Annotated in this window: 29 protein-coding genes; all 29 read left to right on the top strand. The window is 65.7% G+C overall.

Going from position 1 to position 22,670, the window contains the following annotated elements:
* Positions 1-1,412: DNA-directed RNA polymerase subunit beta (locus C4V41_RS38375; protein ID WP_456093862.1), on the top strand; the 1,412-nt coding region annotated here is incomplete at its 5' end.
* A 16-nt stretch (positions 1,413-1,428) separates the two neighbouring features.
* Complete coding sequence (locus C4V41_RS38370) at positions 1,429-5,304, top strand: DNA-directed RNA polymerase subunit beta' (RefSeq protein ID WP_103960891.1); 3,876 nt, start codon at positions 1,429-1,431, stop codon at positions 5,302-5,304.
* Positions 5,305-5,887: 583 nt separating this feature from the next.
* A complete protein-coding gene (rpsL, locus tag C4V41_RS38365; protein ID WP_049572713.1) occupies positions 5,888-6,262 on the top strand; it encodes a 30S ribosomal protein S12 in 375 nt (124 codons plus the stop codon).
* Positions 6,263-6,264: 2 nt separating this feature from the next.
* Positions 6,265-6,735, top strand: coding sequence for a 30S ribosomal protein S7 (gene rpsG, locus C4V41_RS38360; RefSeq protein ID WP_055505082.1), 471 nt, complete (start codon positions 6,265-6,267; stop codon positions 6,733-6,735).
* 87 nt (positions 6,736-6,822) lie between these two features.
* Positions 6,823-8,871 (top strand): elongation factor G, encoded by a 2,049-nt coding sequence (gene fusA / locus C4V41_RS38355; RefSeq protein ID WP_407670128.1) that lies wholly within the window; start codon positions 6,823-6,825, stop codon positions 8,869-8,871.
* Positions 8,872-9,020: 149 nt separating this feature from the next.
* Positions 9,021-10,214, top strand: coding sequence for an elongation factor Tu (gene tuf / locus C4V41_RS38350; RefSeq protein WP_103960889.1), 1,194 nt, complete (start codon positions 9,021-9,023; stop codon positions 10,212-10,214).
* Positions 10,215-10,465: 251 nt separating this feature from the next.
* Positions 10,466-10,774, top strand: a complete 309-nt coding sequence (gene rpsJ, locus C4V41_RS38345) for a 30S ribosomal protein S10 (protein WP_012887830.1) — start codon at positions 10,466-10,468, stop codon at positions 10,772-10,774.
* A gap of 14 nt (positions 10,775-10,788) precedes the next feature.
* Positions 10,789-11,442, top strand: a complete 654-nt coding sequence (gene rplC / locus C4V41_RS38340) for a 50S ribosomal protein L3 (protein WP_103960888.1) — start codon at positions 10,789-10,791, stop codon at positions 11,440-11,442.
* The gene (rplD, locus tag C4V41_RS38335) at positions 11,439-12,089 is read left to right on the top strand and encodes a 50S ribosomal protein L4 (RefSeq protein ID WP_103960887.1); all 651 of its coding nucleotides are present in this window, start codon (positions 11,439-11,441) and stop codon (positions 12,087-12,089) included. Before rplC ends, rplD begins: the two co-directional genes overlap by 4 nt.
* Positions 12,089-12,391 carry a 50S ribosomal protein L23 gene (rplW, locus tag C4V41_RS38330; RefSeq protein WP_103960886.1) on the top strand — a complete coding sequence of 101 codons (303 nt, stop codon included), beginning with the start codon at positions 12,089-12,091 and terminating at the stop codon, positions 12,389-12,391. The genes rplD and rplW overlap by 1 nt, the downstream gene beginning before the upstream one ends.
* Before the next feature lie 106 nt (positions 12,392-12,497).
* Positions 12,498-13,334: a 50S ribosomal protein L2 gene (gene rplB / locus C4V41_RS38325; protein WP_103960885.1), complete on the top strand. Its 837-nt coding sequence runs from the start codon at positions 12,498-12,500 to the stop codon at positions 13,332-13,334.
* An 11-nt stretch (positions 13,335-13,345) separates the two neighbouring features.
* Positions 13,346-13,624, top strand: coding sequence for a 30S ribosomal protein S19 (rpsS, locus tag C4V41_RS38320; protein ID WP_103960884.1), 279 nt, complete (start codon positions 13,346-13,348; stop codon positions 13,622-13,624).
* Positions 13,625-13,656: 32 nt separating this feature from the next.
* Positions 13,657-14,010, top strand: a complete 354-nt coding sequence (gene rplV / locus C4V41_RS38315; RefSeq protein ID WP_103960883.1) for a 50S ribosomal protein L22 — start codon at positions 13,657-13,659, stop codon at positions 14,008-14,010.
* Positions 14,010-14,876, top strand: a complete 867-nt coding sequence (gene rpsC / locus C4V41_RS38310) for a 30S ribosomal protein S3 (RefSeq protein WP_103960882.1) — start codon at positions 14,010-14,012, stop codon at positions 14,874-14,876. The genes rplV and rpsC overlap by 1 nt, the downstream gene beginning before the upstream one ends.
* A 2-nt stretch (positions 14,877-14,878) precedes the next feature.
* The gene (gene rplP / locus C4V41_RS38305) at positions 14,879-15,298 is read left to right on the top strand and encodes a 50S ribosomal protein L16 (protein ID WP_055506387.1); all 420 of its coding nucleotides are present in this window, start codon (positions 14,879-14,881) and stop codon (positions 15,296-15,298) included.
* Positions 15,298-15,534, top strand: coding sequence for a 50S ribosomal protein L29 (gene rpmC, locus C4V41_RS38300; protein WP_080047279.1), 237 nt, complete (start codon positions 15,298-15,300; stop codon positions 15,532-15,534). Before rplP ends, rpmC begins: the two co-directional genes overlap by 1 nt.
* Positions 15,527-15,820 carry a 30S ribosomal protein S17 gene (gene rpsQ / locus C4V41_RS38295; RefSeq protein ID WP_103960881.1) on the top strand — a complete coding sequence of 98 codons (294 nt, stop codon included), beginning with the start codon at positions 15,527-15,529 and terminating at the stop codon, positions 15,818-15,820. Before rpmC ends, rpsQ begins: the two co-directional genes overlap by 8 nt.
* 323 nt (positions 15,821-16,143) lie before the next feature.
* The gene (gene rplN / locus C4V41_RS38290) at positions 16,144-16,515 is read left to right on the top strand and encodes a 50S ribosomal protein L14 (RefSeq protein WP_103960880.1); all 372 of its coding nucleotides are present in this window, start codon (positions 16,144-16,146) and stop codon (positions 16,513-16,515) included.
* Positions 16,516-16,821, top strand: coding sequence for a 50S ribosomal protein L24 (gene rplX, locus C4V41_RS38285; RefSeq protein WP_103960879.1), 306 nt, complete (start codon positions 16,516-16,518; stop codon positions 16,819-16,821).
* Positions 16,821-17,396 (top strand): 50S ribosomal protein L5, encoded by a 576-nt coding sequence (gene rplE, locus C4V41_RS38280; RefSeq protein WP_103960878.1) that lies wholly within the window; start codon positions 16,821-16,823, stop codon positions 17,394-17,396. The genes rplX and rplE overlap by 1 nt, the downstream gene beginning before the upstream one ends.
* 4 nt (positions 17,397-17,400) lie before the next feature.
* The gene (locus tag C4V41_RS38275; RefSeq protein ID WP_090769707.1) at positions 17,401-17,586 is read left to right on the top strand and encodes a type Z 30S ribosomal protein S14; all 186 of its coding nucleotides are present in this window, start codon (positions 17,401-17,403) and stop codon (positions 17,584-17,586) included.
* Positions 17,587-17,772: 186 nt separating this feature from the next.
* Entirely contained in the window at positions 17,773-18,171 is a 399-nt protein-coding gene (rpsH, locus tag C4V41_RS38270) for a 30S ribosomal protein S8 (protein ID WP_020542297.1), read from the top strand.
* 16 nt (positions 18,172-18,187) lie between these two features.
* On the top strand, positions 18,188-18,730 hold the full coding sequence (gene rplF / locus C4V41_RS38265) for a 50S ribosomal protein L6 (RefSeq protein WP_103960877.1): 543 nt from the start codon (positions 18,188-18,190) through the stop codon (positions 18,728-18,730).
* Positions 18,731-18,732: 2 nt separating this feature from the next.
* The gene (gene rplR / locus C4V41_RS38260; protein WP_103960876.1) at positions 18,733-19,116 is read left to right on the top strand and encodes a 50S ribosomal protein L18; all 384 of its coding nucleotides are present in this window, start codon (positions 18,733-18,735) and stop codon (positions 19,114-19,116) included.
* 49 nt (positions 19,117-19,165) lie between these two features.
* Entirely contained in the window at positions 19,166-19,795 is a 630-nt protein-coding gene (rpsE, locus tag C4V41_RS38255) for a 30S ribosomal protein S5 (RefSeq protein ID WP_103960875.1), read from the top strand.
* 2 nt (positions 19,796-19,797) lie between these two features.
* On the top strand, positions 19,798-19,980 hold the full coding sequence (gene rpmD / locus C4V41_RS38250) for a 50S ribosomal protein L30 (RefSeq protein WP_080043226.1): 183 nt from the start codon (positions 19,798-19,800) through the stop codon (positions 19,978-19,980).
* 2 nt (positions 19,981-19,982) lie between these two features.
* The gene (gene rplO, locus C4V41_RS38245) at positions 19,983-20,438 is read left to right on the top strand and encodes a 50S ribosomal protein L15 (protein WP_103960874.1); all 456 of its coding nucleotides are present in this window, start codon (positions 19,983-19,985) and stop codon (positions 20,436-20,438) included.
* 171 nt (positions 20,439-20,609) lie between these two features.
* Positions 20,610-21,914, top strand: a complete 1,305-nt coding sequence (gene secY / locus C4V41_RS38240; RefSeq protein ID WP_103960873.1) for a preprotein translocase subunit SecY — start codon at positions 20,610-20,612, stop codon at positions 21,912-21,914.
* A complete protein-coding gene (locus C4V41_RS38235) occupies positions 21,914-22,564 on the top strand; it encodes an adenylate kinase (protein WP_103960872.1) in 651 nt (216 codons plus the stop codon). Before secY ends, C4V41_RS38235 begins: the two co-directional genes overlap by 1 nt.
* The last annotated feature ends 106 nt before the right edge of the window (positions 22,565-22,670 follow it).

Genomic DNA, 22,670 nt, shown 5'->3' with positions numbered 1-22,670 from the left:
CGTGCACCGACCAGGGTGAGATGGCGCTGGGCAAGAACCTGCTCGTGGCGTTCATGCCGTGGGAGGGTCACAACTACGAAGACGCGATCATCCTGTCCCAGCGGCTGGTCCAGGACGACGTCCTTTCCTCGATCCACATCGAGGAGCACGAGGTCGACGCCCGTGACACCAAGCTGGGCCCGGAGGAGATCACCCGCGACATCCCCAACGTCTCCGAAGAGGTCCTGGCCGACCTCGACGAGCGGGGCATCATCCGGATCGGCGCCGAGGTGGTTCCCGGCGACATCCTGGTCGGCAAGGTCACGCCCAAGGGCGAGACCGAGCTGACCCCGGAGGAGCGGCTGCTGCGCGCGATCTTCGGTGAGAAGGCCCGTGAGGTGCGTGACACCTCGTTGAAGGTGCCGCACGGCGAGCAGGGCAAGGTCATCGGGGTCCGCGTGTTCTCCCGTGAGGAGGGCGACGAGCTTCCGCCGGGTGTCAACGAGCTGGTCCGTGTCTACGTGGCCCAGAAGCGTAAGATCACCGACGGTGACAAGCTCGCCGGCCGCCACGGCAACAAGGGCGTCATCTCCAAGATCCTGCCGGTCGAGGACATGCCGTTCCTGGACGACGGCACCCCCGTCGACATCATCCTCAACCCGCTGGGCGTGCCCGGCCGGATGAACGTCGGCCAGGTGCTGGAGACCCACCTAGGGTGGATCGCCGCCAGAGGGTGGGACATCTCCGGCATCCAGGAGGCGTGGGCCGAGCGGCTGCGCGACAAGGGCTTCGAACAGGTCGCCCCGCGTACCAACATGGCCACGCCGGTCTTCGACGGTGCTCACGAGGAAGAGATCGTCGGCCTGCTCGACGCCACCATCCCCAACCGTGACGGTGACCGGATGGTGCAGCAGAGCGGCAAGGCCCAGCTGTTCGACGGCCGCTCCGGCGAGCCGTTCCCGTATCCGATCTCGGTCGGTTACATCTACATCCTCAAGCTGCTCCACCTGGTCGACGACAAGATCCACGCGCGTTCGACCGGCCCGTACTCCATGATCACCCAGCAGCCGCTCGGCGGCAAGGCCCAGTTCGGTGGGCAGCGCTTCGGTGAGATGGAGGTGTGGGCGCTGGAGGCGTATGGCGCCGCCTACGCCCTGCAGGAGCTGCTGACCATCAAGTCCGACGACGTTCTCGGCCGGGTGAAGGTCTACGAGGCCATCGTCAAGGGCGAGAACATTCCCGAGCCGGGCATCCCGGAGTCCTTCAAGGTCCTCATCAAGGAAATGCAGTCGCTGTGCCTGAACGTCGAGGTGCTCTCCAGCGACGGCATGTCCATCGAGATGCGTGACACCGACGAGGACGTCTTCCGCGCCGCGGAGGAGCTCGGTATCGATCTGTCCCGGCGTGAGCCGAGCAGCGTGGAAGAAGTCTGAGGGGGAGATCGCACAAATGTTGGACGTCAACTTCTTCGACGAGCTCAGGATCGGTCTTGCGACCGCCGACGACATCCGTCAGTGGTCGCACGGCGAGGTCAAGAAGCCCGAGACCATCAACTACCGAACCCTCAAGCCGGAAAAGGACGGGCTCTTCTGCGAGAAGATCTTCGGTCCGACCCGCGACTGGGAGTGCTACTGCGGTAAGTACAAGCGCGTCCGGTTCAAGGGCATCATCTGTGAGCGCTGTGGCGTCGAGGTGACTCGCGCCAAGGTGCGTCGTGAGCGGATGGGCCACATCGAGCTGGCCGCGCCCGTCACGCACATCTGGTACTTCAAGGGCGTCCCGTCGCGCCTCGGCTACCTGCTCGACCTGGCCCCGAAGGACCTGGAGAAGGTCATCTACTTCGCGGCCTACATGATCACGCATGTCGACACCGAGATGCGTGAGCGTGACCTGCCGTCGCTGGAGGCGAAGATCTCCGTCGAGCGGCAGCACATCGAGCAGCGCCGCGACGCCGACGTCGAGGCCAGGCAGAAGAAGCTCGAGAGCGACCTGGGCGAGCTCGAGGCCGCCGGCGCCAAGGGCGACCAGCGCCGCAAGGTCCGCGAGGGCGCCGAGCGCGAGATGCGCCAGCTCCGCGACCGGGCCCAGCGTGAGCTGGACCGGCTCGACGAGGTCTGGAGCCGCTTCAAGAACCTCAAGGTCCAGGACCTCGAGGGCGACGAGCTGCTCTACCGCGAGATGCGTGACCGCTTCGGCCGCTACTTCAAGGGCGGCATGGGCGCGCAGGCCATCCAGGACCGTCTGATCAACTTCGATCTCGACGTCGAGTCCGAGAACCTGCGCGAGACCATCCGCAGCGGCAAGGGCCAGAAGAAGGCCCGTGCGCTCAAGCGGCTCAAGGTCGTGTCGGCGTTCCTCAACACGACCAACTCGCCGCGCGGCATGGTGCTCGACTGCATCCCGGTCATCCCGCCGGACCTGCGCCCGATGGTGCAGCTCGACGGTGGCCGGTTCGCGACCTCCGACCTCAACGACCTGTACCGCCGGGTCATCAACCGGAACAACCGCCTCAAGCGTCTGCTCGACCTCGGCGCGCCCGAGATCATCGTGAACAACGAGAAGCGGATGCTCCAGGAGGCCGTCGACGCGCTGTTCGACAACGGCCGTCGCGGTCGCCCGGTCACCGGTCCCGGCAACCGGCCGCTGAAGTCCCTCAGCGACATGCTGAAGGGTAAGCAGGGTCGTTTCCGCCAGAACCTGCTGGGCAAGCGAGTCGACTACTCCGGCCGTTCGGTCATCGTCGTCGGTCCGCAGCTCAAGCTGCACCAGTGCGGTCTGCCCAAGCAGATGGCGCTGGAGCTGTTCAAGCCGTTCGTGATGAAGAGGCTCGTGGACCTCAACCACGCGCAGAACATCAAGTCGGCCAAGCGGATGGTCGAGCGCGCCCGCCCCGTGGTGTGGGACGTGCTCGAAGAGGTCATCACCGAGCACCCCGTGCTGCTCAACCGTGCTCCGACGCTCCACCGCCTGGGCATCCAGGCGTTCGAGCCGCAGCTGGTCGAGGGCAAGGCCATCCAGATCCACCCGCTCGTCTGCACCGCGTTCAACGCGGACTTCGACGGCGACCAGATGGCCGTGCACCTGCCGCTGTCGGCTGAGGCCCAGGCCGAGGCACGCATCCTGATGCTCTCGACCAACAACATCCTCAAGCCGGCCGACGGCAAGCCCGTGACGATGCCCACCCAGGACATGGTCATCGGCCTCTACTGGCTGACCACCCAGAAGGAAGGCGCGCTGGGCGAGGGCCGCGTGTTCGGCTCCATCGCCGAGGCGCAGATGGCCTTCGACCGCCGCGAGCTGGAGATTCAGGCGAAGATCCAGATCCGGCTCAAGGACGTCCTGCCGCCGCGCGAGTGGGTCGCTCCCGAGGGCTGGGAGCAGGGCGACCCGCTCCGGCTCGAGACGACGTTCGGGCGGTGCCTGTTCAACCAGACGCTGCCGGCCAGCTACCCCTTCGTCGACTTCCAGGTCGGCAAGAAGCAGCTGTCGACCATCGTGAACGAGCTGGCGGAGACCTACCCCAAGATCGAGGTCGCCAACTCGCTCGACGCGCTCAAGGACGCCGGCTTCCGCTGGGCGACCCGTTCCGGTGTCACCATCTCGATCGAGGACGTCGTCGCGCCCCCGAACAAGACCGACATCATGGAGAACTACGAGCGCCGGGCCGACAAGGTCCAGCGCGAGTACGAGCGCGGTCTGATCACCGACGAAGAGCGCCGTCAGGAGCTCATCGAGATCTGGACGCACGCGACGGCCGACGTCGAGACCGACATGGTCAACGCCTTCCCGGCGACCAACCCGGTCTGGATGATGGTCAACTCCGGCGCCCGTGGTAACAAGATGCAGGTCCGGCAGATCGCCGGCATCCGTGGCCTGGTGTCCAACACCAAGGGTGAGACGATCCCGCGGCCGATCAAGGCCTCGTTCCGCGAGGGCCTGTCGGTGCTGGAATACTTCATCTCCACCCACGGACAGCGGAAGGGTCTGGCCGACACCGCCCTGCGTACCGCCGACTCGGGTTACCTGACCCGTCGTCTGGTGGACGTCGCGCAGGACGTCATCGTGCGTGAGATCGACTGCGGCACCGACCGCGCGGTCCCGCTGCACGTCGGCGAGCGCGACTCCACGGGCACCCTGGTCAAGGCGGAGAACGCCGAGTCCAACGTGCACGGTCGCATCCTGGCCGAGGACGTCGAGGTGGACGGCAAGATCATCGCTCCGGCGGGTGTCGACATCAACGACAACCACGTCAACGCGCTGGTCGAGGCCGGCATCGAGACCGTCCGGACGCGCAGCGCGCTCGTCTGCGAGGCGAAGATCGGTGTCTGCGCGACCTGCTACGGCCGCTCGCTGGCCACCGGCAAGCTCGTGGACGTCGGCGAGGCGGTCGGCATCATCGCCGCCCAGTCGATCGGTGAGCCCGGCACGCAGCTGACCATGCGTACGTTCCACACCGGTGGTGTGGCCGGCGCCGACATCACCCACGGTCTGCCCCGTGTCACGGAGCTGTTCGAGGCGCGCATCCCCAAGGGTGTCGCCCCGATCTCCGAGGCCGAGGGCCGGGTCCGGATCGACGAGACCGACAAGACCAGGAAGATCGTCATCACCCCCGACGACGGGTCGGAGGAGATCGCCTACCCGGTCTCGATGCGTTCGCGCCTGCTCATCCAGGAAGGCCAGCGCGTCACGGTCGGCCAGCAGCTCGTCGCCGGTGCGGTCAACCCCAACGAGGTGCTGCGCATCCTCGGCCCGCGGGCCGTGCAGCTGCACCTGGTGGCGGAGGTCCAGCAGGTCTACCGCTCGCAGGGTGTGTCGATCCACGACAAGCACATCGAGATCATCGTGCGGCAGATGCTCAAGCGCGTGAACGTGCTCGAGTCCGGTGACACCGACCTGCTGCCCGGCGAGCTCGTGGAGCGGCCGCGCTTCGAGCAGATGAACCGCGAGACCGTGGCGGAGAGCGGCTCCCCGGCCGCCGGCCGTCCGGTGCTCATGGGCATCACGAAGGCGTCGCTGGCCACCGAGTCGTGGCTGTCGGCGGCCTCCTTCCAGGAGACGACCAGGGTCCTGACGGACGCGGCGATCCACGCCAAGTCCGACTCGCTCCTGGGCCTGAAGGAGAACGTCATCATCGGTAAGCTCATCCCGGCCGGCACGGGCATGCCGCAATACCGCAACATCCGGGTGGAGCCCACCGAGGAGGCCAAGGCCGCCATGTACACCGTGGGTGGCTACGACGGCTCCGCCGCCGACTACACCTTCGGCACCGGCAGCGGTGAGGCCGTCCCGCTGGAGGAGTACGACTTCGGCCAGTACAACCGGTGATTTCTTAGTCGCCGCCAGGTGACGCGCCCGGGTCTCTCGCAGGAGGGGCCCGGGCGCGCTGCTTTTGTGCCGTACGACAACCCCACCCATCTCGTACGCGCTGCCGTGGCCGCCCCAGACGCCGTCCGTGGCTGAGGGCCTTCCAGGGGAGACGGTGGCTGAGCCCTTCAGTGGCAGAGCGCCGTTACGGCGCTCTGTGGGCCCACTTCGGGGTCTTGGAGACGGCACACCCGAGGGGGCTATATCATTAGCGGTGGAGCTGTAGATGGGCTGGATGAAATAGGCCCCGGCGATCCGGAGTGGCAAGGCTTGTCCGCTTTGCCGCGCCGTTTTGACGTGTCGCACGGGCCTGGGTAGTCTTGAGCATCGTGCCCGTCTTCTTGCGGGCTCTCGACCGTGCGCTCATTGCGACACGGGACGGCTTCCTGGCTCGTAATCCTCGCGGATGTGTCTGTGTGAATAGCGCGACACGCCCGAGCGCGGGGGCGCCGAGACAAGATAAACCAGCAGGTCATGACACCGGCAGAACCTGCGAATCGCTTCACCCAACAACGTAAACCGGCCAAGCACGAACGGAGTGGCAGTGCCCACTATTCAGCAGTTGGTCCGTAAGGGCCGGCAGGACAAGGTCTCAAAGACCAAGACTCCTGCCCTCAAGGGGAGTCCGCAGCGGCGCGGCGTGTGCCAGCGCGTTTACACGACGACTCCGAAGAAGCCCAACTCGGCACTGCGCAAGGTGGCCCGCGTTCGGCTCACGAACGGCATCGAGGTCACGGCCTACATCCCCGGTGTTGGTCACAACCTGCAGGAGCACTCCATCGTGCTCGTGCGTGGCGGTCGTGTGAAGGACCTGCCTGGTGTTCGCTACAAGATCATCCGCGGCTCGCTGGACACCCAGGGTGTCCGCAACCGCAAGCAGGCCCGCAGCCGCTACGGCGCGAAGAGGGAGAAGAGCTAACAATGCCTCGTAAGGGTTCTCCTGGCCGTCGTCAGCTCATGGCTGACCCGGTCTACAGCTCGCCGCTGGTGACCGCACTGATCAACAAGGTGCTCCTGGACGGCAAGCGCTCCATCGCGCAGTCGATCGTCTACGGCGCCCTCGAGGGCTGCAGGGACAAGACGGGCAACGACCCGGTCGTCACCCTGAAGCGCGCGCTTGACAACGTCAAGCCGACCCTCGAGGTCCGCAGCCGCCGCGTCGGTGGCGCGACGTACCAGGTGCCGGTCGAGGTGCGCGCCGCGCGCAGCACCACCCTGGCCCTGCGCTGGCTGGTGCAGTACTCCCGCGCCCGCCGCGAGAAGACCATGACCGAGCGCCTCATGAACGAGCTCCTCGACGCCAGCAACGGCCTCGGGGCGAGCGTGAAGAAGCGCGAGGACACCCACAAGATGGCCGAGTCCAACAAGGCCTTCGCCCACTACCGCTGGTAACAGCGGGTTCGACGAGACGACGAGGACGCGAGAGAAGTGGCCACCCAGACCGCTCTTGACCTGGCCAAGGTCCGAAACATCGGGATCATGGCCCATATCGACGCGGGCAAGACCACCACGACCGAACGCATCCTGTTCTACACCGGTATCAACTACAAGATCGGTGAAGTCCACGAGGGCGCTGCCACGATGGACTGGATGGAGCAGGAGCAGGAGCGCGGCATCACGATCACGTCGGCCGCGACCACCTGTGAGTGGACCGGTCACACGATCAACATCATCGACACCCCGGGTCACGTCGACTTCACCATCGAGGTGGAGCGTTCGCTCCGCGTCCTCGACGGTGCCGTCGCCGTGTTCGACGGCGTCGCCGGTGTCGAGCCGCAGTCGGAGACGGTGTGGCGGCAGGCTGACCGGTATGACGTCCCCCGGATCTGCTTCGTCAACAAGATGGACCGGGTCGGCGCGGAGTTCCACCGCTGCGTCGACATGATGATCAGCCGCCTTGGGGCGACCCCGGCTGTCATCCAGCTTCCGTGGGGCGTTGAGGCCGACTTCAAGGGCGTCATCGACCTCATCAAGATGCAGGGCCTCATCTGGAGCGCCGAGGCGGCCAAGGGCGAGATGTACGACGTCGTCGACATCCCGGCCGACCACGCCGAGGCCGCTCGTGAGTGGCGTGACCGCCTCATCGAGACGGTCGCCGAGAACGACGACGAGCTGATGGAGCTCTACCTCGAGGGCACCGAGCCCACCGAGGAGCAGCTGGTCGCGGCCCTGCGCCGCGCCACGCTGGCCAGCGCCATCAACCCGGTGCTCTGCGGCACCGCGTTCAAGAACAAGGGCGTTCAGCCCCTGCTCGACGCGATCGTCGCCTACCTCCCCGCGCCGACCGACATCCCGGCCTTCAAGGGCCACGCGGTCGGCAACGAGGAGAAGGAGATCGAGCGTCACGCGGACCCGACCGAGCCGTTCTCCGCTCTGGCCTTCAAGATCGCCAGCGACCCGCACCTGGGCAAGCTGACCTACATCCGCATCTACTCGGGCACGCTCGAGACCGGTTCACAGGTCGTCAACTCTGTGAAGGGGAAGAAGGAGCGGATCGGCAAGATCTACCAGATGCACGCCAACAAGCGCGAAGAGCGCCCCACGGCGATCGCTGGTCAGATCGTGGCGGTCATGGGCCTGAAGGACACCACCACTGGTGACACCCTCTCCGACCCGTCCAACCCGGTCGTGCTCGAGTCGATGACGTTCCCGGCTCCGGTCATCAACGTCGCCATCGAGCCCAAGACCAAGGGTGACCAGGAGAAGCTGTCGACCGCCATCCAGCGGCTGGCCGAGGAGGACCCGTCCTTCCAGGTCCGCCGTGACGAGGAGACCGGTCAGACGGTCATCTGGGGCATGGGCGAGCTTCACCTGGAGATCCTCGTCGACCGTATGCGTCGCGAGTTCAAGGTCGAGGCCAACGTCGGCCGTCCGCAGGTGGCCTACCGCGAGACGATCCGCCGCAAGGTGGAGAAGCTCGACTACACCCACAAGAAGCAGACCGGTGGTTCCGGTCAGTTCGCGCGGGTGATCATCAACCTTGAGCCGCTGGGCGAGGGCAACGACGGCTACGAGTTCGAGAACAAGGTCACGGGTGGCCGTGTCCCGAGGGAATACATCCCCTCGGTCGACGCGGGTGCCCAGGAGGCCGCCGAGTTCGGCGTGCTGGCCGGTTACCCGATGGTGGGCGTGAAGGTTACGCTGACCGACGGTGCGGCCCACGACGTCGACTCCTCGGAAATGGCCTTCAAGATCGCCGGCTCGATGGCCTTCAAGGAGGCCGCGCGCAAGGCGGACGCTGTGCTCCTCGAGCCGATGATGGCCGTCGAGGTCACCACGCCCGAGGACTACATGGGTGACGTCATCGGTGACCTCAACGGTCGCCGCGGGCAGATCCAGGCGATGAACGAGCGGGCCGGCGCCCGCGTCGTCGAGGCGCTCGTGCCGCTGTCTGAGATGTTCGGCTACGTGGGTGACCTGCGTAGCAAGACGCAGGGGCGCGCGAGCTACAGCATGCAGTTCGACTCCTACGCGGAGGTGCCCCCGGGCATCGCCAAGGAGATCGTCGCGAAGGCCCGGGGCGAGTAGTAACCAGTCCGATCCCGCGAGGGATCGGGCCGGGACTACTGTCCTGGTCCCTGGTGGGGTGGTGCGAGCCATCCCACCGCCAAGGGGTTCGGGAGTTCCCGGGCCCGAGTGTGTAGACAAAGTCAGTCAGATTCTCAAGGAGAGAACCAGTGGGCAAGGCCAAGTTCGAGCGGACTAAGCCGCACATGAACATCGGCACCATTGGACACATCGACCACGGCAAGACCACGCTGACCGCGGCGATCACCAAGGTGCTTCACGACCGTTTCCCCGAGCTCAACAAGGCGACCCCGTTCGACAAGATCGACAAGGCGCCCGAGGAGAAGGCTCGCGGCATTACGATCTCGATCGCGCACGTCGAGTACCAGACCGAGAAGCGTCACTACGCTCACGTTGACTGCCCCGGTCACGCCGACTACGTGAAGAACATGATCACCGGTGCCGCTCAGATGGACGGCGCCATCCTCGTGGTCGCCGCCACTGACGGCCCGATGCCGCAGACGAAGGAGCACGTCCTCCTGGCCCGCCAGGTCGGCGTCCCCTACATCGTCGTGGCGCTCAACAAGTCCGACATGGTGGACGACGAGGAGATCCTGGAGCTCGTCGAGCTCGAGGTTCGTGAGCTCCTGTCCGCTCAGGAGTTCCCCGGCGACGACCTGCCGGTCATCCGCGTCTCCGCGCTCAAGGCTCTTGAGGGCGACGAGAAGTGGGCCGACAGCATCATCGAGCTGATGAACGCCGTCGACGAGAACGTTCCCGAGCCTCCCCGTGAGACGGAGAAGCCGTTCCTCATGCCGGTCGAGGACGTCTTCTCGATCACCGGTCGTGGCACGGTCGTCACCGGTCGTATCGAGCGCGGCATCGTCAAGGTCAACGAGCAGGTCGACATCATCGGCATCAAGGATGAGAAGACCACCACCACCGTCACCAGCATCGAGATGTTCAACAAGATGCTCGACGAGGGTCAGGCCGGCGACAACGCCGCCCTGCTGCTCCGTGGCATCAAGCGTGACGACGTCGAGCGCGGCCAGTGCATCATCAAGCCGGGCACGACGACCCCGCACACCGAGTTCACGGGCCAGGTCTACATCCTGTCCAAGGACGAGGGCGGCCGCCACACGCCGTTCTTCAACAACTACCGCCCGCAGTTCTACTTCCGTACGACTGACGTGACCGGTGTGGTGAACCTCCCCGAGGGCACCGAGATGGTCATGCCGGGCGACAACACCGAAATGCGCGTTGAGCTGATCCAGCCCATCGCCATGGAGGAAGGCCTCAAGTTCGCGATCCGTGAGGGTGGCCGCACCGTCGGCGCCGGCCGGGTCGTGAAGATCCTCAAGTAGCCAGACCGTCGGGGCGGCGGTCGGCCCCCTCACCGGGACCGACCGCCGCAACGATGAGAGCTCCACGTAAAGCGCCGTGATCCAGCAGTCGCTTCGGCCCAGGTGACCGAAGTCACTGCCGGATCACGGAAGAAAAGGCAGATCGACTACGTCTGTCTCGTGGGGTAACGCAGGCTTCGACCTGCGTGAACATAGCGGCAACAGGCCGCACGATACTTTTTCAGACGACAGCGAAGGACACCGAGGCCACTATGGCGGGACAGAAGATCCGCATTCGGCTCAAGGCCTATGACCACGAGGTCATCGATAGCTCGGCCAAGAAGATCGTCGAGACGGTGACGCGGACTGGCGCGAAGGTCGCGGGCCCGGTGCCGCTGCCGACCGAGAAGAACGTGTACTGCGTCATCCGCTCGCCGCACAAGTACAAGGACAGCCGCGAGCACTTCGAGATGCGCACGCACAAGCGGCTGATTGACATCATCGACCCGACCCCCAAGACGGTTGACTCGCTCATGCGGCTCGACCTCCCCGCGGGTGTCGACATTTCGATCAAGCTCTGAGGGAACGCACTGACATGGCTAAGACGATCAAGGGCGTCCTGGGCAAGAAGCTCGGCATGACCCAGGTCTTCGACGCGGACAACCGGATGGTCCCGGTGACCGTGGTCGAGGCCGGTCCGTGCGTGGTGACCCGCGTCCGCACCGCCGAGAAGGACGGCTACGCCGCCGTTCAGCTCGGTTTCGGGCAGGTCGACCCCAGGAAGGTCAACAAGCCGCTCGGCGACTACCTGCGTAAGCACGACATCACCCCGCGCCGTTACTTCGCGGAGATCCGCACCGACGACGCGAGCGACTACACCCTGGGCCAGGAACTGCTGGCCGACACTTTCGAAGCGGGCCAGTTCGTCGATGTGACGGGCAAGAGCAAGGGCAAGGGCTTCGCCGGTGTCATGAAGCGTCACGGCTTCAAGGGCTTGGGCGCGTCGCACGGTACGCAGCGCAAGCACCGCTCGCCGGGTTCCATCGGTGGCTGCGCCACCCCGGGCCGCGTTTTCAAGGGTCTGCGCATGGCTGGCCGGATGGGTAACGTCCGCACCACCGTGCAGAGCCTGAAGGTTCACTCCGTGGACGCCGAGAACGGTCTCATCCTGATCAAGGGTGCGATTCCCGGCGCCAACGGGAGCCTGGTCCTCGTCCGTACCGCTGCCAAGAAGGGGGCTGCCAAGTGAGCACCACTATTGACGTCCTCGACGCCAGCGGCGCGAAGACGGGCACGGTTGACCTCCCCGAGGACATCTTCGGGGCCAAGGTCAACGTTCCGCTGATCCACCAGGTGGTCGTCGCCCAGCTTGCCGCTCGCCGGCAGGGCACCCACAAGGCCAAGAGCCGTGGTGAGGTCTCCGGCGGTGGCAAGAAGCCGTACCGCCAGAAGGGCACCGGCCGCGCCCGTCAGGGTTCGACCCGTGCGCCGCAGTTCACCGGCGGTGGCGTCGTCCACGGTCCGGTGCCGCGCGACTACTCGCAGCGTACGCCCAAGAAGATGAAGTCCGCCGCTCTGCGCGGCGCGCTCTCCGACAGGGCCGGCGGCGGTCGCGTCCACGTGGTCAGCAAGCTGGTCACGGGCGAGACCCCCAAGACCAAGGCCGCCCTGGAGGCCCTGCGTAAGATCACCCAGTCTCCTCGCGTGCTCGTCGTCGTCGACGAGGCCGACGAGCTGAGCTGGCTGAGCCTGCGCAACGCCCCCGAGGTCCACCTGCTGGACGCCGGGCAGCTCAACACGTACGACGTGCTCGTGCACGACGACGTGGTCTTCACGCAGGAGGCGTACGACCAGGTCGTCGCCCGCCTGAGCAACAGCGGGAAGGAAGAGGCCTGATGGAGAAGATCGCCGACCCGCGCGACGTCATCATCAAGCCGGTCGTCTCTGAGAAGAGCTACGGCCTGATCGATGAGAACAACAAGTACACGTTCCTGGTGAAGAAGAACGCCAACAAGACCCAGATCAAGATCGCTGTAGAGCAGATCTTCGGGGTCAAGGTCACCAGCGTGAACACGATCAACCGGCAGGGCAAGCGCAAGCGCACCCGCACCGGTTTCGGCAAGCGTCCCGACACCAAGCGCGCGATCGTGAGCCTGGTGGGAGACGATCGGATCGACATCTTCGGTCAGATCGGCTAGCAGCCATAGAAGTGAGTGCAGGCCGCATGGCTTGCGCGGGGCTGAGACCGTCGCACTTCGGTGCGGCGGGCTCACCCATGTAACCGACGAAGGATGAACGAAAAAGATGGGCATCCGTAAGTACAAGCCGACGACTCCAGGTCGCCGCGGATCGAGTGTCTCGGACTTCTCCGAGATCACCCGCAGCACCCCCGAGAAGTCGTTGCTTGCGCCCCTTCACAGCAAGGGCGGCCGCAACGTACACGGCCGAGTCACCGCTCGCCACCAGGGCGGCGGTCACAAGCGCGCCTACCGGATCATTGACTTCCGTAGGCATGACAAGGACGGCATTCCGGCCAAGGTCGCTCACATCGAGTACGACCCCAACCGCACCGCCAACATCGCTCTGCTCCACTATGCCGATGGCGAGAAGCGCTACATCATCGCGCCGACGGGCCTCAAGCAGGGTGACCGCATCGAGAACGGCCCCGGTGCCGACATCAAGCCGGGCAACTGCCTGCCGCTGCGCAACATCCCGACCGGTACCTTCATCCACGCGGTGGAGCTCCGTCCGGGCGGTGGCGCCAAGCTCGGCCGTTCCGCCGGTGCCCAGATCCAGCTGCTCGCCAAGGAGGGCACCTACGCCACGCTGCGTATGCCGTCCGGCGAAATGCGCATGGTCGACGTGCGCTGCCGCGCCACGGTGGGTCAGGTCGGCAACGCCGAGCAGGCCAACATCAACTGGGGCAAGGCCGGCCGTATGCGGTGGAAGGGCAAGCGCCCGACCGTCCGTGGTGTCGCGATGAACCCCGTCGACCACCCGCACGGTGGTGGTGAGGGTAAGACCTCCGGTGGTCGTCACCCGGTGAACCCCAAGGGCAAGCCCGAGGGCCGTACCCGTCAGGCGAACAAGGCCAGCGACAGGCTGATCATCCGCCGTCGGTCCAAGAGGAAGAAGCGGTAGGAGCAGCCGAAATGCCACGTAGCCTTAAGAAGGGTCCCTTCGTGGACGGTCACCTTCAGAAGAAGGTCGACGTCCAGAACGAGAAGGGCACCAAGACCGTCATCAAGACGTGGTCGCGGCGCTCCATGATCGTTCCCGACATGCTCGGGCACACGATCGCCGTGCACGACGGCCGCAAGCACGTCCCGGTGTTCGTGACCGAGTCGATGATCGGCCACAAGCTCGGAGAGTTCGCTCCCACGCGGACCTTCCGCAGCCACGTCAAGGACGACCGGCGCAGCCGGCGATAGACGCCTTCAGAAGCAGTTAAGAGGAGTAAGCGATGGAAGCCAGGGCTCAGGCGCGGTTCGTCCGTGTCACGCCCCTCAAGGCCCGCCGCGTGGTGGACCTTATTCGCGGGCTGCCCGCTTCGGAGGCGCAGGCCGTGCTGCAGTTCGCTCCCCAGTCGGCGAGCGAGCCGATCTACAAGGTGCTCAGCAGCGCCATGGCGAATGCCGAGCACAACTTCGATCTCGACCCCAGCACGCTCGTCGTGAGCCGCGCGTGGGTCGACGAGGGCCCGACGCTGAAGCGGTTCCGTCCGCGTGCACAGGGTCGCGCCTATCGGATCAACAAGCGGACGAGCCACATCACCGTGATCGTGGAGTCCCGCGAGCCGAAGGGAAGGACCCGATAGTGGGCCAGAAGGTTAACCCGCACGGGTTCCGCCTCGGCATCACGACCGACTTCAAGAGCCGGTGGTACGCCGACAAGCTGTACAAGTCGTACGTCGCCGAGGACGTGTCGATCCGTCGCATGCTGCAGAAGGGCATGGAGCGGGCCGGCATCTCCAAGGTCGAGATCGAGCGCACGACGGACCGCGTGCAGGTGGACATCCACACCGCGCGTCCCGGCATCGTGATCGGCCGCCGCGGCGCCGAGGCGGACCGTATCCGTGGCGACCTCGAGAAGCTGACCAAGAAGCAGGTCCAGCTCAACATCCTCGAGGTCAAGAACCCGGAGATCGACGCTCAGCTCGTCGCTCAGGGTGTTGCCGAGCAGCTTTCGAGCCGTGTCTCGTTCCGCCGCGCCATGCGCAAGGCGATGCAGTCCGCCATGAAGTCCGGCGCCAAGGGCATCCGTGTCCAGTGCTCCGGTCGTCTCGGCGGCGCTGAGATGTCGCGGTCGGAGTTCTACCGTGAGGGTCGCGTGCCGCTGCACACCCTTCGCGCGGACATCGACTACGGCTTCTACGAGGCCCGTACGACCTTCGGCCGCATCGGCGTGAAGGTCTGGATCTACAAGGGCGAGGCTCCCACCAGCCGCGCCGAGCGCGAGGCGGCTGCCGCCGGTGCTCGCGCCGGCCAGCGTCGTGACCGCGACGACCGTCGTGGTGGCGGCGGCGGCGGTGGCGACCGTCCGCGTCGTGGTGGCGGCGACCGCCCCCGTCGTGGCGGCGGCCGTGGTGACCGCGCCCCCCGCACTGAGTCCAACACTGGGGCGGCCTCTGGTGCCGCCCCCGAGACCGGCCCGGCTGCGCAGCCGGGTGCTGAAGGGAGCTGACCATGCTGATCCCGCGCAGGGTCAAGCACCGCAAGCAGCACCGGCCTGACCGCAGCGGAGCCGCCAAGGGCGGCACCAGGGTCGTGTTCGGCGAGTTCGGCATTCAGGCGATTGAGCACTCCTACGTGACCAACCGCCAGATCGAGTCCGCTCGTATCGCCATGACCCGTCACATCCGCCGTGGCGGCAAGGTGTGGATCAACATCTACCCCGACCGTCCCCTCACGAAGAAGCCCGCCGAGACCCGCATGGGTTCCGGTAAGGGTTCACCGGAGTGGTGGATCGCCAACGTCAAGCCCGGACGCGTGATGTTCGAGCTGTCCGGCGTTGCGGAGCCGATCGCTCGCGAAGCGCTTCAGCGCGCGATCCACAAGCTGCCGATGAAGTGCAAGATCGTTAAGCGTGAAGTGGGTGAGGCGTGATGGCTAAGGGCCTGACCGCCGGCGAGCTGCGAGTCGAGGACCAGGACACCCTGGTCCAGAAGCTCAAGGAGGCCAAGGAGGAGCTGTTCAACCTCCGCTTCCAGGCGGCGACCGGTCAGTTGGAGAGCCACGGGCGGCTGCGTGCCGTCCGCCGCGAGATCGCCCGTATCTACACCGTGATGCGCGAGCGCGAGCTGGGCATCGTCACGGTCGAGAAGGAGACGAGCGATGGCTGAGACCGAGACCAACGAGACGACCGAGACCACTGAGTCCCGGCACTTCCGCAAGGTCCGCGAGGGCCTCGTCGTCAGCGACAAGATGGACAAGACCGTCGTCGTCGCCGTCGAGGACCGCGTGAAGCACCGTCTGTACGGCAAGGTCATCCGCCGTACGACCAAGTACAAGGCACACGACGAGGCCAACGCCTGTGGCGTCGGCGACCGCGTGCTGCTCATGGAGACCCGCCCCCTCTCCGCCACCAAGCGGTGGAGGGTCGTGGAGATCCTCGAGAAGGCCAAGTAACACTCCTTCTCGGATATACCGCGCCTCGTGGGAGCTCCCAGAGCTCCCATGACGGCGTCCAAGGACGCGGGGCCCACCGGCCTCGCGTCGCCTGCGGTGCGGCGCCCCCAGGGGCGCTGTGGCCGGAGGAACAAGACAATGACAGTTCCGCCAGGCTCAAGCAGAAGTTCTGTTCTGTGACCTCGTCGAACAGTGGCGTGCGAAGCACATCGCAAAGCGAGCTTTGCGATGAGTAAGAAAGTGCGAAGCACGCTGCAGTCTCGGGGGTCCGCGGGGGCAGAGCCCCCGCGTGAGGACCAGCGCGACTAACCCAGGAGCTCAACGTGATCCAGCAGGAGTCGCGGCTCAAGATCGCCGACAACACGGGCGCGAAGGAAATCCTTTGCATCCGTGTTCTCGGCGGCTCGGGCCGACGCTACGCCGGTATCGGCGACATCATCGTCGCCACTGTCAAGGACGCGCTGCCGGGCAGCACGGGCGTCAAAAAGGGCGACGTGGTCAAGGCCGTCATCGTCCGCACGGTCAAGGAGCGCCGCCGGCCCGACGGCTCCTACATCCGCTTCGACGAGAACGCCGCCGTCATCATCAAGGACAGCGGTGACCCTCGTGGCACTCGTATCTTCGGCCCGGTGGGCCGCGAGCTGCGCGACAAGAAGTTCATGCGCATCATCTCGCTCGCCCCGGAGGTGTTGTAAATGCCGAAGCTGCATGTGAAGAAGGGTGACCTGGTCCAGGTCATCGCCGGCAAGGACAAGGGTGCCAAGGGTCACGTCATCGCGACGTACCCGAGCGAGGACCGCGTGGTCGTCGAGGGCATCAACATGATCAAGAAGCACACCAAGGAGACCCACCAGGGTCCGCGCGGCGCCAAGACCGGCGGCGTGCAGTCCATGGAGGCTCCCATCCACGTCTCGAACGTGAAGAAGCTCAAGGACGACAAGCCCGCCGAGAAGAAGGCCGACGAGAAGAAGGCCGACGAGACGACGGGTGAGGACAGCTGATGACCGCCACCACCACTGAGACCGAGCGTCCGACGCCGCGACTCAAGACGAAGTACCGCGAGGAGATCGCGGCCCAGCTTCGCGAGCAGTTCGGCATCGAGAACGTCATGCAGATCCCCGGCCTGACCAAGATCAAGGTCAACATGGGCGTCGGCGAGGCGGCTCGCGACTCGAAGCTGATCGAGGGCGCCGTGCGCGACCTCACCGTGATCACCGGTCAGAAGCCGGCCGTCGTCCGGGCCCGTAAGTCCATCGCGCAGTTCAAGCTGCGTGAGGGCATGCCGATCGGCGCGCACGTCACGCTGCGCGGTGACCGCATGTGGGAGTTCCTCGACCGCCTGCTGGCGCTGGCCCTGCCCCGTATCCGGGACTTCCGCGGCCTGTCGCCGAAGCAGTTCGACGGCAACGGCAACTACACCTTCGGTCTGACCGAGCAGGTCATGTTCCACGAGGTCGACCAGGACAAGGTCGACCGGCCGCGGGGCATGGACATCACGATCGTGACCACCGCGAAGAACGACGACCAGGGCCGGGCGCTGCTGAAGCTCCTCGGCTTCCCGTTCAAGGAGGCCTGATCCAATGGCGAAGAAGTCGCTGATCGCCAAGGCGGGGCGCAAGCAGAAGTTCGAGGTCCGGGCGTACACCCGTTGCACGCGCTGTGGGCGTCCGCGCGCCGTCTACAGGAAGTTCGGGCTCTGCCGCGTGTGCTTCCGCGAGATGGCGCACCGGGGCGAGCTGCCCGGCATCACCAAGTCGAGCTGGTAGGTAACCTGAGGGGTCGGCTCTGCGCCGTCCCGCAGGTATGTACCCTGAGGGGCGGCCTGGTGCCGCCCCCCAGGCCCATATATCCAGTATCAAACAGGACGCATCCGCGTCCGTGACCGCGCCGAAGGTCCACCGGCAGAGCATTGCTTGGCCGACTGGAAACCGCGGCGAGGAAGGCCACTGGCCATGACGATGACCGACCCGATCGCAGACATGCTCACACGTCTGCGTAACGCGAATTCGGCGTACCACGACAGCGTGTCGATGCCGTACTCGAAGATCAAGGCGCACATCGCCGAGATCCTCCAGCAGGAGGGTTACATCCAGGCTTGGACCGTCGAGGACGCCAAGGTTGGAAAGAACCTCGTGGTGGAGCTCAAGTTCGGGCCTACCCGTGAGCGTTCGCTCGCGGGCCTGCGCCGGGTTTCCAAGCCCGGTCTGCGGGTTTATGCGAAGAAGGACAACCTGCCTCGAGTCCTGGGCGGACTGGGCGTCGCGATCATCTCGACGTCCCACGGCCTCATGACCGACAAGCAGGCCGGCAAGCGTGGCGTGGGCGGGGAAGTCCTCGCCTACGTCTGGTAGAGGGGAGGTACACAGCATGTCGAGAATCGGACGGCTGCCCATCCCTGTGCCGAGCGGCGTAGACATCACGATCGACGGCCGGGATGTCCAGGTAAAGGGCCCGAAGGGCACGCTTTCTCACAAGGTCGCCGAGCCCATCGCGGTGGCTCGGGACGATGACGGCGCCATCGCCGTCAGCCGGCCCAACGACGAGAACAAGGTCCGTGCGCTGCACGGCCTGTCCCGGACGCTCATCGCCAACATGGTGCAGGGCGTCACCCAGGGTTACTCGAAGACCCTGGAGATCGTCGGCGTCGGTTACCGCGTCCAGGCCAAGGGCCCGACGCAGCTGGAGTTCGCACTGGGCTTCAGTCACCCGGTCATCGTCGACGCCCCCGAGGGCGTCACCTTCCGTGTCGAGAAGCCGACCCTGTTCCACGTGGACGGCATCGACAAGCAGAAGGTCGGCGAGGTCGCGGCCAACATCCGCAAGTTGCGCAAGCCTGACCCGTATAAGGGCAAGGGCGTGCGTTACCAGGGCGAACAGATCCGCCGCAAGGTCGGAAAGGCTGGTAAGTAGGCATGGCTCCGAAGACTGCGTTCAGCAAGCACACGGCTGCCCGCACCGTCTCGCGGGCCCGCCGTCACCGCCGCGTCCGCAAGAACGTCGTCGGCACGACCGCGCGCCCGCGCCTGGTCGTCAACCGTTCGACCCGTCACATGTTCGTCCAGATCGTGGACGACACCGTCGGCCACACGCTGGTGAGCGCGTCCACCATGGACCCCTCGCTGCGCACGCTGGAGGCGGACAAGACGGAGAAGGCCAAGAAGGTCGGCGAGCTCCTCGCTCAGCGGGCCAAGGAAGCCGGGATCACGGCGGTCGTCTTCGACCGCGGTGGCAACCGGTATGCAGGTCGGATCGCGGCGCTGGCTGACAGCGCTCGCGAGGGCGGGCTCGAGTTCTGATGCCAGCCCGAGGATCGCAAATGATGGCAACTGAGAAGAGGAACCACTGATGGCTGCAGCTCCGCGTCGCGGTGGCGGCACCGGTGGCGAGCGGCGGGACCGTCGTGACGATCGCCGCGGTGGCGCCGCCGACAAGGGCGTCTCGTACATCGAGCGCGTAGTGAAGATCAACCGAGTGGCCAAGGTCGTGAAGGGTGGTCGTCGCTTCAGCTTCACCGCCCTCGTCGTCGTCGGTGACGGCAACGGCTTGGTCGGCGTCGGCTATGGCAAGGCCAAGGAAGTCCCCGCGGCCATCGCCAAGGGTGTCGAAGAGGCGAAGAAGCACTTCTTCAAGGTGCCTCGGATCCAGGGCACGATTCCGCACACCGTGCAGGGCGAGGAGGCGGCCGGTGTCGTCTTCCTGCGTCCGGCCTCGGCCGGTACCGGCGTCATCGCCGGTGGCCCCGTGCGCGCGGTCCTGGAGTGCGCCGGCATCCACGACGTGCTGTCCAAGTCGCTCGGCTCGGACAACCCGATCAACATCGTGCACGCCACCGTGGCGGCTCTGAAGGGCCTTTCCCGGCCCGAGGAGATCGCCGCCCGCCGTGGCCTGCCGATCGAGGACGTTGCCCCGGCCGCCATGCTGAAGGCTCAGCGTGAGGGTCTCGCCGAGGCGGCGGCCGCGAAGGCGGTGAGCTAGTCATGGCACGCCTGAAGATCACTCAGGTTCGCTCGAAGATCGGTGGCAAGCAGAACCAGCGTGACTCGCTGCGTTCGCTTGGCCTGAAGCGAATCGGCGATGTCGTCGTCAAGGAGGACCGGCCCGAGATTCGCGGGATGGTCTCCGTGGTGACGCACCTCGTCGAGGTGGAAGAGGTCGACTAGTCATGACTGACAAGGCTCCGCTGAAGATTCACGACCTGCGTCCGGCCCCTGGCGCCAACAAGGCCAAGATCCGTAAGGGTCGTGGCGAGGCGTCCAAGGGTAAGACGTCGGGTCGCGGCACCAAGGGCAGCCACGCCCGCACCACGGTTCCCCTCGGCTTCGAGGGTGGCCAGGTGCCGCTGCAGAGGCGTCTGCCGAAGCTCAAGGGCTTCTCCAACGCCCTGTTCAAGACGACCTACCAGGTCGTCAACCTCGACAGGCTGGGCGAGCTGTTCCCCGAGGGTGGCGAGGTCACCGTCGAGGCCCTGGTCGCCAAGGGTGCTGTTCGCAAGAACCAGCTGGTGAAGGTGCTCGGCACGGGTGAGATCTCGGTCGCGGTGAACGTGCAGGCTCACGCCTTCTCGTCCTCCGCGAAGGAGAAGATCGCCGCCGCCGGTGGTTCCGTTACCGAGCTGTAGTAACGCTATGACGAGGCGTGGGGGCTTTGACAATGGGCCCCCACGCCCGTAGTGCGTTAGAGTTCGCGAGACGGCAGGATTCTGTCGGGCTCGTTTGACAATGAGACTTCAGATGGCAGATCCCCGCACCATCGCATACTCACAACGCCGTAAAGGCGCGCAGGAGGGACCGTGCTGACCGCGTTTACCCGGGCGTTCCGGACACCGGACCTGCGCAAGAAGTTGCTCTTCACCCTGGGCATCATCGCGCTTTTCCGTCTCGGCTCGGTTCTGCCGACCCCGGGAGTCCACGTCCAGAACCTCGCCGCGTGTTTCGACCAGGCCCGTGAAGGCGCAGCCGGCAACATCTACGGGATGGTTCAGCTGTTCAGCGGCGGCGCGCTGCTGAAGCTGTCGGTGTTCGCGCTGGGCATCATGCCGTACATCACCGCGAGCATCATTCTGCAATTGCTCGTCGTGGTCATTCCACGCCTCGAGGCGCTCAAGAAGGAAGGCCAGGCCGGCCAGACGAAGATCACGCAGTATACGCGTTATCTCACTATCGGTCTCGCCGTTCTCCAGTCGACCGCCTTCATCGCGCTGGCCCGTACCGGTCAGCTTTTCCCGAACTGCCAGCAGGACGTTCTGCAGAACCCCGACGACATCTTCGGCATCGTCACGATGGTGGTCATCATGACGGCCGGCACGTCGGTGATCATGTGGCTCGGTGAGCTCATCACCGACCGCGGCGTCGGCAACGGCATGTCGATTCTGATCTTCACCCAGGTCGTCGCGGTCTTCCCGTCCGAGCTGGCCAACATCTTCCAGGCGAACAAGTTCACCTTCGCGGTCGTCATGGTCGTCGGTATCTTCATGATCGCCGCGGTGGTCTTCGTCGAGCAGGCGCAGCGCCGCATTCCGGTCCAGTACGCCAAGCGCATGGTGGGCCGCAGGATGTACGGCGGCACGTCCACCTACATCCCGCTGAAGGTCAACCAGGCCGGCATCATCCCGGTGATCTTCGCGTCCTCGCTGCTCTACCTGCCGCAGCTCATCACCTCGCTCTTCCAGACGAGCGACAACGTGGTGATCCGCTGGATCTCGCAGAACCTGGCCACGGGCGACACGCCCATCTACATGGCCACGTTCTTCCTGCTGATCATTTTCTTCACGTACTTCTACGTGTCCATCACGTTCAACCCCGCTGAAGTCGCCGACAACATGAAGAAGTACGGTGGTTTCATTCCGGGCATCCGTCCCGGCCGTCCGACGGCTGAATACCTGAACTTCGTGCTCACCCGTCTGACCGCGCCTGGCGCGCTCTATCTGGGTCTGATCTCCATGGTCCCGATCGTCGCCCTCGCGGTGGCCGGTGCGAGCCAGAACTTCCCGTTCGGAGGGACGAGCATTCTGATCATGGTAGGCGTCGGCCTGGACACGGTGAAGCAGATCGAGAGCCAGCTGCAGCAGCGCAACTACGAAGGTTTCCTGCGGTAGTGCGTCTCGTTCTGGTCGGGCCCCCCGGAGCGGGTAAGGGGACACAGGCCCAGTACATCGCATCGAACCTGTCCATCCCGAAGATCTCGACAGGTGACATCTTCCGTGCCAACGTCTCCGGCGGCACGGACCTTGGCAAGCTGGCCAAGACGTTCATGGACCGTGGCGACCTGGTGCCCGACGAGGTCACCATCGCCATGGTCCGCGACCGTCTGTCCGAAGACGACGCGCAGGACGGGTTCCTGCTCGACGGCTTCCCGAGGAACGTCGCGCAGGCGGAGATCCTGCGCGACATGCTCAAGGACTGGGGCCAGGCGCTCGACCTCGTTCTCGAACTCGTCGTCGATGACGACGAGGTGGTCAGGCGGCTGGCCGGCCGGCGCACCTGCAGCCAGTGCGGCCGCATCTGGCACGTCGAGTTCGATGACAAGAAGGACGACAAGTGCGACGCGTGCGGGGGCGCGCTCTTCCAGCGTGACGACGACAAGGAGCAGACCGTCAGGCACCGCCTGGAGGTCTACCAGGAGCAGACGGCGCCGCTGGTCTCCTACTACGCCGACGAGGGCATCCTGGTGGGTGTTGACGCGACGGGCCCGGTCGAAGAGGTCACCCAGCGGGCCATGGACGCTATCCGGCCGTTCATGGGCTAGCGGCTCTCCAGCACGACCGATTGCGGAGGTGGCACGGTGTTCCGTGCCACCTCGCGGTTATTGTGGGGGGAATTGGGCCCCCACAGTGGCCCGTTGAGACCCAGGG

Source organism: Nonomuraea solani (genome assembly GCF_900108335.1).
GTDB lineage: Bacteria > Actinomycetota > Actinomycetes > Streptosporangiales > Streptosporangiaceae > Nonomuraea > Nonomuraea solani.
The sequence above is the reverse complement of the archived record's forward strand: the minus strand, read 5'-3'. Positions and strand labels throughout refer to the sequence as shown.

Coding starts and splice junctions, on each gene's coding strand:
- C4V41_RS38370 (WP_103960891.1), top strand. CDS start 1,429: ATGTTGGACGTCAACTTCTTCGACGAGCTCAGGATCGGTCTTGCGACC.
- rpsG (WP_055505082.1), top strand. CDS start 6,265: ATGCCTCGTAAGGGTTCTCCTGGCCGTCGTCAGCTCATGGCTGACCCG.
- fusA (WP_407670128.1), top strand. CDS start 6,823: ATGGCCCATATCGACGCGGGCAAGACCACCACGACCGAACGCATCCTG.
- rpsJ (WP_012887830.1), top strand. CDS start 10,466: ATGGCGGGACAGAAGATCCGCATTCGGCTCAAGGCCTATGACCACGAG.
- rplC (WP_103960888.1), top strand. CDS start 10,789: ATGGCTAAGACGATCAAGGGCGTCCTGGGCAAGAAGCTCGGCATGACC.
- rplW (WP_103960886.1), top strand. CDS start 12,089: ATGGAGAAGATCGCCGACCCGCGCGACGTCATCATCAAGCCGGTCGTC.
- rplB (WP_103960885.1), top strand. CDS start 12,498: ATGGGCATCCGTAAGTACAAGCCGACGACTCCAGGTCGCCGCGGATCG.
- rpsS (WP_103960884.1), top strand. CDS start 13,346: ATGCCACGTAGCCTTAAGAAGGGTCCCTTCGTGGACGGTCACCTTCAG.
- rplV (WP_103960883.1), top strand. CDS start 13,657: ATGGAAGCCAGGGCTCAGGCGCGGTTCGTCCGTGTCACGCCCCTCAAG.
- rplP (WP_055506387.1), top strand. CDS start 14,879: ATGCTGATCCCGCGCAGGGTCAAGCACCGCAAGCAGCACCGGCCTGAC.
- rpmC (WP_080047279.1), top strand. CDS start 15,298: ATGGCTAAGGGCCTGACCGCCGGCGAGCTGCGAGTCGAGGACCAGGAC.
- rpsQ (WP_103960881.1), top strand. CDS start 15,527: ATGGCTGAGACCGAGACCAACGAGACGACCGAGACCACTGAGTCCCGG.
- rplX (WP_103960879.1), top strand. CDS start 16,516: ATGCCGAAGCTGCATGTGAAGAAGGGTGACCTGGTCCAGGTCATCGCC.
- rplE (WP_103960878.1), top strand. CDS start 16,821: ATGACCGCCACCACCACTGAGACCGAGCGTCCGACGCCGCGACTCAAG.
- C4V41_RS38275 (WP_090769707.1), top strand. CDS start 17,401: ATGGCGAAGAAGTCGCTGATCGCCAAGGCGGGGCGCAAGCAGAAGTTC.
- rpsH (WP_020542297.1), top strand. CDS start 17,773: ATGACGATGACCGACCCGATCGCAGACATGCTCACACGTCTGCGTAAC.
- rplF (WP_103960877.1), top strand. CDS start 18,188: ATGTCGAGAATCGGACGGCTGCCCATCCCTGTGCCGAGCGGCGTAGAC.
- rplR (WP_103960876.1), top strand. CDS start 18,733: ATGGCTCCGAAGACTGCGTTCAGCAAGCACACGGCTGCCCGCACCGTC.
- rpsE (WP_103960875.1), top strand. CDS start 19,166: ATGGCTGCAGCTCCGCGTCGCGGTGGCGGCACCGGTGGCGAGCGGCGG.
- rpmD (WP_080043226.1), top strand. CDS start 19,798: ATGGCACGCCTGAAGATCACTCAGGTTCGCTCGAAGATCGGTGGCAAG.
- rplO (WP_103960874.1), top strand. CDS start 19,983: ATGACTGACAAGGCTCCGCTGAAGATTCACGACCTGCGTCCGGCCCCT.